General features: G+C 64.1%; 7 protein-coding genes and 1 pseudogene. 4 read left to right on the top strand and 4 right to left on the bottom strand.

Translation table 11 applies throughout. The features are described from left to right. Nucleotides 1-21 precede the first annotated feature (21 nt). The 4 genes and pseudogenes from glgX to AC5QPF_RS12405 form a co-directional block, all read left to right on the top strand. Nucleotides 22-2,164: pseudogene (gene glgX / locus AC5QPF_RS12420) on the top strand (glycogen debranching protein GlgX); the annotation flags it as partial. 68 nt (nucleotides 2,165-2,232) lie between these two features. After that, nucleotides 2,233-2,583 carry a hypothetical protein gene (locus AC5QPF_RS12415; protein WP_494963488.1) on the top strand — a complete coding sequence of 117 codons (351 nt, stop codon included), beginning with the start codon at nucleotides 2,233-2,235 and terminating at the stop codon, nucleotides 2,581-2,583. 2 nt (nucleotides 2,584-2,585) lie between these two features. Beyond that, complete coding sequence (locus AC5QPF_RS12410) at nucleotides 2,586-5,060, top strand: hypothetical protein (protein ID WP_494963487.1); 2,475 nt, start codon at nucleotides 2,586-2,588, stop codon at nucleotides 5,058-5,060. A gap of 300 nt (nucleotides 5,061-5,360) precedes the next feature. Next, complete coding sequence (locus AC5QPF_RS12405; RefSeq protein WP_494963486.1) at nucleotides 5,361-6,419, top strand: autotransporter domain-containing protein; 1,059 nt, start codon at nucleotides 5,361-5,363, stop codon at nucleotides 6,417-6,419. A gap of 377 nt (nucleotides 6,420-6,796) precedes the next feature. Here AC5QPF_RS12405 and AC5QPF_RS12400 read toward each other — a convergent pair whose 3' ends face one another. The 4 genes from AC5QPF_RS12400 to AC5QPF_RS12385 all read right to left on the bottom strand — a co-directional run bounded on the left by AC5QPF_RS12400 (nucleotide 6,797) and on the right by AC5QPF_RS12385 (nucleotide 11,815). Further along, nucleotides 6,797-8,371 (bottom strand): hypothetical protein, encoded by a 1,575-nt coding sequence (locus tag AC5QPF_RS12400; RefSeq protein WP_494963485.1) that lies wholly within the window; start codon nucleotides 8,369-8,371, stop codon nucleotides 6,797-6,799. Nucleotides 8,372-8,544: 173 nt separating this feature from the next. Continuing rightward, nucleotides 8,545-9,174, bottom strand: coding sequence for an isochorismate family cysteine hydrolase YcaC (gene ycaC / locus AC5QPF_RS12395; RefSeq protein ID WP_494963484.1), 630 nt, complete (start codon nucleotides 9,172-9,174; stop codon nucleotides 8,545-8,547). A 57-nt stretch (nucleotides 9,175-9,231) separates the two neighbouring features. Beyond that, nucleotides 9,232-11,070 (bottom strand): amidohydrolase family protein, encoded by a 1,839-nt coding sequence (locus AC5QPF_RS12390; RefSeq protein WP_494964163.1) that lies wholly within the window; start codon nucleotides 11,068-11,070, stop codon nucleotides 9,232-9,234. A gap of 112 nt (nucleotides 11,071-11,182) precedes the next feature. Beyond that, a complete protein-coding gene (locus AC5QPF_RS12385) occupies nucleotides 11,183-11,815 on the bottom strand; it encodes an antibiotic biosynthesis monooxygenase (protein WP_494963483.1) in 633 nt (210 codons plus the stop codon). Nucleotides 11,816-11,902 lie beyond the last annotated feature (87 nt).

Genomic DNA, 11,902 nt, shown 5'->3' with positions numbered 1-11,902 from the left:
ACCCATGAGCCGTAGCAAAGAAAAAGTCGAACCCGTACACCGTGAACCGTCGCGCATCCGTGAAGGCCTGCCCTTCCCGCTGGGCGCCACCTGGGATGGCCTGGGAGTCAATTTCGCGATCTTCTCGGCCAATGCCACCAAGGTCGAGCTGTGCCTGTTCGACGCCAGTGGCGAGACCGAGATCGAGCGCATCGAGCTGCCGGAATACACCGACGAGATCTTCCACGGCTACCTGCCCGACGCCCACCCCGGCCTGATCTACGGCTACCGCGTGCACGGCCCGTACGAGCCGCACAACGGCCATCGCTTCAACCCCAACAAGCTGCTGATCGATCCCTACGCCAAGCAGCTGGTGGGCATGCTGAAATGGTCCGAAGCCCTGTTCGGCTACACCATCGGCCACCCCGACGGCGACCTCAGCTTCGACGAGCGCGACAGCGCGCCCTTCGTGCCCAAGTGCAAGGTGATCGACCCGGCCTACACCTGGGGCCGCGACCAGCGCGTGGCCACGCCCTGGGAAAAGACCATCGTCTACGAGGCCCATGTACGTGGTATCAGCATGCGCCACCCCGCCGTGCCGGACGCCGCCCGCGGCACCTTCGCCGGGCTGATGAACGACGAGCTGATCGGACATATCAAGGACCTCGGCGTCACCGCCATCGAGCTACTGCCGATCCACGCCTTCGTCAACGACCAGCACCTGCTGCAAAAGGGCCTGAACAACTATTGGGGCTACAACAGCATCGCATTCTTCGCGCCCCATCCACGCTACCTGGCCAAGGGCAAGATCGCCGAGTTCAAGGAAATGGTCGCGCACCTGCACGATGCCGGCCTGGAGCTGATCCTCGACGTGGTCTACAACCACACCGCCGAAGGCAACGAACTGGGCCCGACCCTGTCCATGCGCGGCATCGACAACGCCTCGTACTACCGCCTGATGCCCGACGACAAGCGCTTCTACATCAACGATTCCGGCACCGGCAACACCCTCGACCTCAGCCACCCCTGCGTGCTGCAACTGGTCACCGACTCGCTGCGCTACTGGGCCGGCGAGATGCACGTGGACGGTTTCCGCTTCGACCTGGCGACCATCCTCGGGCGTTATCACGAAGGCTTCGACGAGCGCCACAGCTTCCTCGTCGCCTGCCGCCAGGACCCGTTGCTGCGCCAGGTCAAGCTGATCGCCGAGCCTTGGGACTGCGGTCCCGGCGGTTACCAGGTGGGCAACTTCGCCCCCGGCTGGGCCGAATGGAACGACCGCTTCCGCGATACGGTGCGGGCCTTCTGGAAAGGCGACGAAGGTCAGTTGGCCGACTTCGCCGCGCGCATGACCGCCTCCGGCGAGCTGTTCAACCGCCGTGGCCGCCGCCCTTACGCCTCGGTCAACTTCATCACCGCCCACGACGGTTTCACCCTGCGCGACCTGGTCTCGTACAACGACAAGCACAACGAGGACAACGACGAGAACAACCAGGACGGCAGCAACAACAACCTGTCGTGGAACCATGGCGTCGAAGGCCCGACCGACGATCCGGAAATCAACGCCCTGCGCCTGCGCCAGATGCGCAACCTGTTCGCCACCCTGCTGCTGGCCCAAGGCACGCCGATGATCGTCGCCGGCGATGAGTTCAGCCGCACCCAGCACGGCAATAACAACGCCTACTGCCAGGACAGCGAGATCGGCTGGATCAACTGGGACCTGGACGAGGACGGCAGGCAACTGCTGGCCTTCGTCAAGCGCCTGACCCGCCTGCGGCGGACCTACCCGATCCTGCGCCGCGCCCGCTTCCTGGTCGGCGACTACAATGAGGCAATCGGCGTCAAGGACGTCACCTGGCTGGCGCCGGATGGCAACGAGATGACCGTGGAACAGTGGCAGGACAGCCAGGGCCGATGCCTGGGCATGCTGATGGACGGCCGCGCTCAGGTCAGCGGCATCATCAAGCCGGGGGCCGACGCCACCTTGCTGCTTGTGGTCAACGCGCACCACGACACGGTGCCGTTCACCTTGCCGGAAGTGCCCGAGGGCGAGTACTGGAACTGCCTGATCGACACCGATCAGCCGCAGCGCCGCAAACCGCGCAAGCACGACTTCGACAGTCAGTACGAGGTGACCGGACGGAGCCTGGTGTTGCTGGAGTTGCAGCGTGATGAAGAGAGCTGATCTCGCCCTCTTCTCGCAAAATCAAAATGCCACTATCCTCGTCGTCTCACAGGAGTCGGGGAGCGGTCATGCTGATCATTCGCGAAACCCAGATGGAAGCCATGGCCAGGGTCCGGCGCGCCACGGCGTTGGCCGAACTGGCCAGGCGCTTGCAGGCCGACTGGCCGAAAACCGTGGCCCGCAGCGGGCAGGACCCGGCCCGACTGGTCGACGCGGCCATGGCTTGGGCGACCGAACGGCGCATGCTCGACAGTACCTTCATCCTGCTCAGCGCGGCCGTGTTTGCCGCGTTCGGCGCCCCGCCCTGGCAAGGGGGCTGGGTCGCGCCGCTGCATGACCCGCACCTGTCGGCCAGCGCTGCCCATGGCGAGTTCATGGAAAGGGCGCATGCCGAAATAAGCCGTAGGGAGGCGAGCTAGGCGTGTTCACCGAGAAACCCTACGTGCTCCCGCAACCGCCCGGGGAGATGGTCGCCCAGTGCCTGCGGGTCCACCTCCGGGTTCGGGTGGTGGAGTGCTACCTGCACCAGGGCGTTGCTGGCATCACCCTGAGCCTGTCACGGGAAGGGCACCAGGCCATCAGTGCGCAGACCAACGCGCAGGGCTGGGTGTGGTTCACCTTTACCGGCGCGCAGCTGACCGAGCAGGTCTCCCTTAAGCTCATCTTCGTTCCGCCGCCAGACGGGCAGTATGCATCCAAGCCGAAGGTAGATTTTGAGCCCGAGGAGGTCAGCTACGCGCTGACCCTCCTCCCAGGTGGGCACAAGGAAATCACCCTGACCCTGGCGCCGGACTGGGTCACGCCGCCAGCGGACCTCGCCGGGAAGGTCAATGATCTGCTCAGGAACAGCGATGTGCGGCTGTATGTGGCCGACGGCGCGAACTTAGGCAACCAGGCCGCCACCATCGACTTTCTCCAGGAAATGAGTCTGCTGGTCAGACGAGCGGCCTACGCCGACGCTGAGCGGCCTATGGTGCGCATCCTGTCGCAGGCATCAGAACTCACCGATTACCCGTACAAACTGGTGGCGCGGGTCACGGATGTCCTGCCGGCCAATCTGAAGACCTTCTGGCAGCGCTACTTGAGCCTCGCAGTTCCACGCGACCCGGAGGGGCCGGACCTGCCCCCGCAACGGATCACCTACACCCTCGGTCCGGACGGAAAGTCTGCGCAATTGACAATGCTCCGGACCTGCCACACGACGACCTTGTCGGATGGTTCGCAGGAAGATGAAACCTCCCCGAATCATCTGCTCGACGTCGCAACGCTGGTGCAAAAGGAGGCCTGCGCGGCCACGCTCGGCCTGGTGGACCTGCAACTGAAGCAGGAGTCCGAATTCAACCAATACGCACCGAGTCCCGCGCCTCGACTCACGCTGAACGTGACAGGCACATCTCCCGACGAGGCCCCTCCCAGGATCGACATCCTGATTACCTTGAGAGATGGCAGCCTGGTCACCACCGACCAGTTGCAAGCGTTGGCAACAGCGCTCGCCAAGCAACTGTTTCCGGAGCTGGAGCCGGTACCGCAGTTCGAGGTCAGCCCCGACGGCGTGAACGCCACCCTCGCTATCAATCGCGAGTTGGCAGAGCTCGATGACTGCACGGAGGGTTCGCCGAAGCATGTGCACAACTGCCTCACGGCAGAAAACAACTGCGCAGAATCCATCGGCATGCACAACGCGATCCTGTGCTACACGAGCGCGGGTGCCAACTACCGGCTGACCACCCATCCAGGCATCAAATCGGTAGTGCTGGACCTGAAGATCCGTTCGTTTGACACGGTTTCCGTGCGTGAACGCCTGGACGTCCTCGCCAGCGATATCAAGGCGGTATATGCGAACGCCAGCCATGTCGGCAGCAGCGAGGACTTCGAAGCCGGCAAGCGTGCGAACATCATCGGCATCCTGCCCGCCTTCGACCTCGGTAATCCCGAGATGGCCACGACAAAACACGAGGTTGCCGGTTTCAAGACCGCGCTCAAGAGCCCCGAGGTACTGATCCTGCAACCCTACCTGTGGTACCCGCACCGGCGCTATCTCTTCGCCGACGACACGTTCGATGACCTCTGCCTGCCCAGGCAGGCCGCCTACGTCTACGGCGTTCCGGCCCGACTGGACGATGCAGGAACCATAGCCCAGGCACCGGCACGATTGCGCCCGGTGTTTACCAGACTTCTGCATGAGCTTGGTGCCGGATCGATCCGCCTGCAGGTCGGCTACGGGCTTCACCAAGCGGAGAAGGCGAACGCTGCCGGGGTCATCATGGCCAAGGCCTTGGCCTGCATGGCTGCACCGAAAGTCGTCCTGTTGGTGCCCTGCAAACGACCCACATTCGCCGAGGGTTTCCAGAGTGTCGGGGGCGTTGCGGTGGTCAACCTGGAGGCGGCGGACCCCGTCGCACGCCTCGTCGAGGCCATCGGCAGCGTGGAGACCAAGGCGATCCTGCTGACCACGGCGGACTCCCTGCCCGGCCCGCTGTTCAAGCAAATGGTCCTGCGCTCGCAATTGCCGGTGCTGTTCGAGGGCGCGAACACCGCCGGGCTGCTCTTGAATGCGGGGCTTCCACATTTGTCGGTGAAGCTGAAGACCACGCAGTACGCCAGCAAACCAGACGAAGAGGAGCACGTGAACGCACTGCGCGAGCTCACGGCACTGCTCCAGAAAGCCGCTCCCGAGGCGGCGGATATCTCCCGGCTCGCGAACTTCTTCGACAAAGCCAAGGCCGGCACCAGCGAAGTCGCCACCTACTTCACCGCGATCAGCGCCCACTGCGGCTCCGCGCAACTTGATCAACTGAGTCTGGCGCTGTACCGACTCCACCTGAAACGCAACCCCACCATCGTGCCGGCCGAGAATATCGGCGTGGCAGTCAGTGGCGATGCGCTGCTGGCCTAGCAATCATTCGAAATAGCGCGGCCGGCTGAAAGAGCGCGCCTCTCTATGCCGGCTTACCACCTCAGTCTTTTCAATGGCTTGGCTCATGGCACGAAAGTCTCACAGGTTTTTCACATAATCTTGACGCCCCCTCCCCCATCTCCTTGACTTCACCTTAGCGACATCCGTCCAGCACTCAATCCGAGCGTCTAGCTCGCGCCTTTTCGCGCGGGACGGGGTTCGCTTGCTGGTTTGGGTCGCCCCTCCTCGAGCCGTGACATCAGGCCAGAAACCCTGGCTGTTACTGTGAGGAGATCCGCCATGCAAAAACTGTCGAACCCTTCGGGCTTTGAATCGTTTTTCTTCGCGGTTTCCACGTCGCTGCTCCTGGCAACCCCGGTGGAATCGCAAGTACTCGACCTCGACGATCAGGACCCGTCCACGGCCTTCGCCGTGCCCACCCTGACCCTGCAGCCGGTGAGTTTCAGCGGCCTTGGCCGAGAGACCCTGGGCGCCTTCGCCGAGGGTCGAGCACAGCGTGATGTCCTCGCCACCCCGCAGTTGCTGCAAGGCCAGTGGGCGCAATTGTTCCCCACCGCAGCACGCCCGGCACTGGCCGAAGCGCGCCTGGAAGCCCCGGGTAATGACCTGCGCATAAGCCCCGATCTGTTCGTCCGTGAAACCGCAGGTGGCAATACCCATCGGGCGGGGATATTCGTCAGCCACAGCAACCTGCAGAGCGGCTTCGACGGTCGGCGGCCAGCGCTGGGCGACAAGGGCAGCAGCGTGCAGTTGCAGGGCGAAAGCGTCGGCATGTACTGGAGCCTGCGTCATGAGCAGGGCTGGCATGTGGATGCGGTGGCCATGGGCACCCGTTTCGATGCCAACGGACGCAATGCCAGCGGCGAGCGCATCGATGGCGACGGGCATGCACTGACCTTCTCGGTGGAGGGTGGATTCCCCATTGGCCTGGGCAAGAACTGGGTGATCGAGCCGCAGGCGCAGTTGGTCAATCAGCAGTACTTCGCCGCCAACCAGGCCCAGGCCCAGGCGTTGCAGGCGTATGACGGCCAGCCGAGCTGGAGTGGCCGGGTCGGCGCCAGGTTGTCCGGGCACTATGTGGTCAGCGGCATGCCGATCGAGCCGTTCGTGCGGACCAACGTCTGGTATGACTTCTCCAATGCCGACACGGTGACGCTGGACAAGGTCGACAAGATCAGCAGCGGGCGCAACTCGACCACGGTGGAGTTGGGGCTGGGGCTGGTGGCGAGGGTTACGCCTAAGGTGGCGCTGTTCGTCAGTGCCGACTACAGCAGTGATGTGGATGACAATGATCTGAATGGGTTGATTGGCAATCTCGGGGTCAGGGTGAGGTGGTAACCGGCTTTCCCGTCGGCAACAGCCGCCGGACTGTCCCCCAGGCTTGGACGGGAGCCCAACCCTGGGGGCAGTTCATCCGCTCGTCGGAACGACGAACCACAGACCGGGTGCAAGGATGTCTTCTGGACCGAGGACAAGCAGGGGTTGACGATCCGGAACCTACGGTGATGTCCCGATCTTGGAGCGCTGCACCAACTATGACGAGTACGTCGGGCAGCCCGCGTCCGTTGTGCCTCCACGGCCTGTCAAACGGCACGCCCGGCCTGCCGGCTCGATCGAGCGAATGCACAGAGGCGCCCGACAGGGACTGGGTGGTACAACCGAACCGCTGATCAGGCCGCCGACTTGCGAGGGGGCCGCGCAGCGGCCCTCGTCGTTCACGCCGGGGTGATCCAGAAGATCTCCTGTCCCGGCACCCGGATCTCCACTCGCCCGTCCTTGCGCACCCGCAGCACGGAGCGCTTGTAGACGGCCTGCTGGTCCTTGAAGTACTTGCCCGACGCCCAATAAGCCTTGCCGTCGATGTCATACGCAACGAGGTTGCCGTCCGGTTGCAGCATCAGGCGCGCCGGGGGTCGCCCATGCCCCTCGGCTGCGATCCAGACCGTCTTGCTATCGGAATCCCTGACCAGCATCACCGAGCCGTTGGTGCGATACAGCAAGGTGTAGTCTCCGCCTTGCGACATCACGAAACCATTGGGCACCAGATGCTCGTCCACCTGCATCCGGTCACGCCCGGCGAACACATAGTAATACGGCTGGATGAAGAACTGCTGTTCGTTCTCGTAGGGATGATCGACACGCTTGCCATCCAGGCGCACCTCATGGATCGACTTGCTCGGGGCGCTGCGGGAGACCAGCCGGACGTCGTTGTTGGCATCGTTCGCCTGACCTTTGAACTGCAGGTTGAACACCTCATGCGCAGCGTTCCAGCTGATCTTCCAGCCGCCCTTGATCGCCTTGTAGTCGGTGCACCCCATCACTCCGGTCGCGCCGCCAAGCTGGAGAATCTTCCCCGACACCGCGTGCTTGAGGTGAAAACGCTGGTCGACCTGCGGGTTGAAAACCAAGGGGTCAATGGGCTCCAGGCGCCACTCCTGAACCTCAACACAGGGGTGTACACCGCCGTCGTCGCCGAAGCGCAGGCCGTTGTCCCCCAAGCCCGAGCGCAAGCTCACCGATGCGGCGCCGCGCATGCCCTCGGGCTCGCGCGCCAATTGCTGGACCAGGGCCAGCACCTCGTCGGGCAGCCAGTGGGTCAACTCCCTTTCCTGACGGCCCAGCAAGACCTCGAAATCGTCGAGCTCGTTCTGGATGCGGAACGGCAGGCAGGAGTCGGCCTGGACCAGATGCAGCAGCAGGAACGCCTTGACCTGAGCCAGGAAGAACCGCGCATAGCAGTATTTGCTGTTGTAGAAGAACGAAACGAAGTCGCGTTGTTTCAGGTCCTCGTAGAACGGCCTGAGGAAGTACTGGCCGTAGGACGTGCTGAGCATGCGCTGCAGGGTCAGCAGGCTCTCCCCCAACTCCTCGCTGACGCGGCTGCCCAGCCCGTTCAGGCGGCCGCGGCCGACAAAGTGGTCGGCCGCGCCCTGCGGGCCGCCGGCGGACTGTTCGCGGATGCCTTGAATGAGCGTTTCCAGGGCCTGATCGTAATCGTGGTAGATGGACTCGATCAGCGTGAGCGCCGGAGCGATCTCGTACTTGTCCAGGTTCAGGCGATAAGCCGCGACCTTGCGCTCGAGCAAAGCGATACGCGAGCGCACCTGTTGCAACGGCTCAAGGTGTCGGTCCAGCTGTGCGTTGACCTCCTCGTAGCCCCCGCGCCCATGGTCCTGGTGCAAGACGTCCCAGATATCGACGACCGCGCCAGGAATCATCGCCAGGCAGGTGTCTTCGATCAGCCCGCGGGCGGAAATGGATATGCCGAACTTAAGCGGTGAGTCGAACATCGAGGCGTTTCTCCCTATGCTGCACCAGTGGCTGGACCATCCAACCCGTTGAGTGAGCATTCGATTGTAGGGAGATGGGATGACAGGGGAAATAGCGTTTTGCCATCAAGGTATCCAACGCAGGAGCCCGTGGGAGCAAACCTGCTCCCACGGGTCCGCGTCGCAGCCGTGCCTTATTTCTGCGCGGCGGTCAACGCGGCATAGCTGTTCATCAGGTTGCGGTAGTTCGGCAGGCGCTGGGACAGCAGGTTGCCCAGGCCTTCGATGTCGTTGCGCCAGTCACGGTGCAGTTCACACGCTACCGCGAACCAGTTCATCAACTGCGCACCGGCTGCACTCATGCGCGCCCAGGCTGCCTGCTGCACAGTCTCGTTGAAAGTCCCGGAAGCATCGGTGACGACGAACACGTCGTAACCTTCCGCCAGCGCCGACAGGGTCGGGAACGCCACGCACACATCGGTCACCACGCCCGCGATGATCAGTTGCTTGCGCCCGGTGTTCTTGATGGCCTGGACGAAGTCGGCGTTGTCCCAGGCGTTGATCTGGCCAGGGCGGGCGATGTACGGCGCGTCCGGGAACTGCTCCTTCAGCTCCGGCACCAGCGGGCCGTTCGGGCCTTGTTCGAAGCTGGTGGTGAGGATGGTCGGCAGGCCGAAGAACTTGGCCAGGTCGCCCAGGGCCAGGACGTTGTTCTTGAACTCGTTCGGCGAGAAATCCTGCACCAGCGAAATCAGGCCGGTCTGGTGATCCACCAGCAACACCACGGCATCGTCTTTGTTCAGGCGCTTGTAGTCGTTGCTCATCTCATGACTCCTCTGCATTGAAGGAGGCGCGGGCCCCTGCCCGCGCCGGGGTGGAACTCAGAAGGCGAAGCAGGAGCAGCCAAAGGCGCCCCAGAAACCCTGGAAGTCGCTGACCGGGACATTGGACAGGCGCGCCCGCTCATGGCTGTGGGAGTGCACCGCGCACGGGCCGCTGCACTGGTGTACCTGGGCCACCATGGGAGAGGTCGGACGCCAGTGCCCCGGGACCTTGGCCACCGGCGACCAGTCCGGCAGCACCGGGATGTCCTTCGGCCCCAGCGGACCGAAGTCGCCGGCACCGTAGACCACCTTGCCGCCGACCACGGTCAGCACCGACTCGATCCACTTGATGGCTTCTTCCTCGACGCTGAAGAAGTCGGCGCTGAGCACCGCCACGTCGGCCAACTGGCCGACCTTGACCTGGCCCTTCTTGCCCTGGTCCGACGAGAACCAGGCGCTGCCGTGGGTGAACAGTTCGAGGGCGGTGGCGCGCGGCAGGCCTTCCTGGTGCAGGGCCAGGCCGCCGACAGTGCGACCGCTGACCATCCAGTACAGCGAGGTCCACGGGTTGTAGCTGGACACCCGGGTGGCATCGGTACCGGCGCCCACCGGCACGCCCTCGGCAAGCATGCGCTTGATCGGCGGGGTGGCCTCGGCGGCCTTGGCGCCGTAGCGGTCGACGAAGTATTCGCCCTGGAAGGCCATGCGGTCCTGGATGGCGATGCCGCCGCCCAGGGCACGCACGCGCTCGATGTTGCGCGGGGTGATGGTCTCGGCGTGGTCGAAGAACCACGGCAGGCCGTTGAACGGAATGTCGCGGTTGACCTTCTCGAACACATCGAGCATGCGGCTGATGGATTCGTCATAGGTGGCGTGCAGGCGGAACGGCCAGCGCTGCTCGACCAGATGGCGCACGACCGGCTCCAGGTCCTGCTCCATGCCTGGCGGCAGGTCCGGGCGCGGTTCGAGGAAGTCCTCGAAGTCGGCGGCGGAGAACACCAGCATCTCGCCGGCGCCGTTGTGGCGCAGCATGTCGTCGCCCTGGTGCAGCTTGACGCTGCTGGTCCAGTTCTTGAAGTCGGCCAGCTCCTCCTTGGGCTTCTGGGTGAACAGGTTGTAGGCGATACGCACCGTCAACTGATCTTCCCTGGCCAGTTGCTCGATCACCTCGTAGTCGTCCGGGTAGTTCTGGAAGCCGCCGCCGGCATCGATGGCACTGGTCAGGCCGAGGCGGTTGAGCTCACGCATGAACTGGCGGGTCGAGTTGACCTGGTACTCCAGCGGCAGCTTCGGTCCCTTGGCCAGGGTCGAATAAAGGATCATCGCGTTGGGCCGCGCCACTAGCATGCCGGTGGGCTCGCCACGGGCGTCACGGACGATCTCGCCACCCGGCGGGTTCGGCGTGTCCTTGGTGTAGCCGGCCACGCGCAGCGCGGCGCGGTTGAGCAGCGCACGGTCGTACAGGTGAAGGACGAACACGGGGGTGTCCGGCGCCGCCTGGTTGAGTTCGTCCAGGGTCGGCATGCGCTTTTCGGCGAACTGGAATTCGTTCCAGCCGCCTACCACGCGCACCCATTGCGGGGTCGGCGTACGCGCCGCCTGGTCCTTGAGCATGCGCAAGGCGTCGGCCAGCGACGGCACACCTTCCCAGCGCAGTTCCAGGTTGTAATTGAGGCCGCCACGGATCAGGTGCAGGTGCGAGTCGTTGAGGCCGGGAATGGCGCAGCGGCCCTTGAGGTCGATGACCTGGGTGGCGCTGCCACGGGTGGCCATCGCCTGGGCATCGCTGCCAACGGCGAGGAAACGCCCGTCCTTGATCGCCACCGCGGTGGCCTCCGGGTTTTCACGGTCCACGGTGTGGAAACGGCCATTGAACAGAATCAGATCGGCGTTCATCGCAGGTCCTTGGTCTGGAGTCGGTGAAGAGAAGGACAGCCGTGGCAGCAATGCTGCGGCAGCCGTCAGCAGGGAGCCCGCCAGCAGGTGGCGGCGGGTAGGGTCGGTGCGATCATCCTTGTCGGTCATGGCCATCCTCCGTCGCGGGTTGCAGCCAGGGGGCGAACAGGCGGGTCGCTGCCGGCATGCAGACGTAGCACACCGACAGAACGATGGTCAGAGTGATGAGCAAGGTGGCGACGAAGTAGCCGGACAGCCACGGCGCGAGCTTGAATAGCGGCTGCCACAGCAGCGGCACCAGCAAGGTGTGCGGCAGGATCACCAGCAGCGTGACCACGGCCTGTTTCCAGCGCGGCGCAGGAGCGTTGTCGGCGTCGTTGCTCGGGGTGAACCAGAACTCTTTGTGCGCGTGCTGCTCGACCTGATCGCCATCGGCCAGCATCGCCTCGGCCTGGCTCACCAGTTGCCGACGCTCGTCGGAGTCCAGCCAGGTTTGCAGGGCGTCGACCGAGCTGTAGCGCAGGACGCTGGTAAAGGTGTGCAGGCCGCCTTCGTGGCCACGCATCACGTCGACACCGAGGTGACCGGGGCGCTGCGCGGCGGCGCTGACGGTATGGCGCAGCCAGGTTTCGTAGGCGCTCTCGTGCCCGGCCTTGATGCGGTGGCGCACCACCAGGGTCACCACTTCGCCGTTGGTCGCGGTGGGCTGGCCTGCCAATGGCCGCGACGTGGATGATTCGGTCATGCGAGGTTCCCCGTTAGCGCTTGATCCAGTGGATTCTTGAGCGTGAAGCGGGTGATGCCGAGTTAATCGTTGTTAATTATCCCCCCT

Source organism: Pseudomonas sp. Con_6 (assembly GCF_059379395.1).
Note: the sequence above shows the minus strand (reverse complement) of the source record. Positions and strands in the feature narration are given on the sequence as shown.

What these genes read in the sequence shown, in the direction of transcription:
- AC5QPF_RS12415 (WP_494963488.1), top strand. Translation starts at nt 2,233, where the DNA reads ATGCTGATCATTCGCGAAACCCAGATGGAAGCCATGGCCAGGGTCCGG.
- AC5QPF_RS12405 (WP_494963486.1), top strand. Translation starts at nt 5,361, where the DNA reads ATGCAAAAACTGTCGAACCCTTCGGGCTTTGAATCGTTTTTCTTCGCG.
- AC5QPF_RS12400 (WP_494963485.1), bottom strand. Translation starts at nt 8,371, where the DNA reads ATGTTCGACTCACCGCTTAAGTTCGGCATATCCATTTCCGCCCGCGGG.
- ycaC (WP_494963484.1), bottom strand. Translation starts at nt 9,174, where the DNA reads ATGAGCAACGACTACAAGCGCCTGAACAAAGACGATGCCGTGGTGTTG.
- AC5QPF_RS12390 (WP_494964163.1), bottom strand. Translation starts at nt 11,070, where the DNA reads ATGAACGCCGATCTGATTCTGTTCAATGGCCGTTTCCACACCGTGGAC.
- AC5QPF_RS12385 (WP_494963483.1), bottom strand. Translation starts at nt 11,815, where the DNA reads ATGACCGAATCATCCACGTCGCGGCCATTGGCAGGCCAGCCCACCGCG.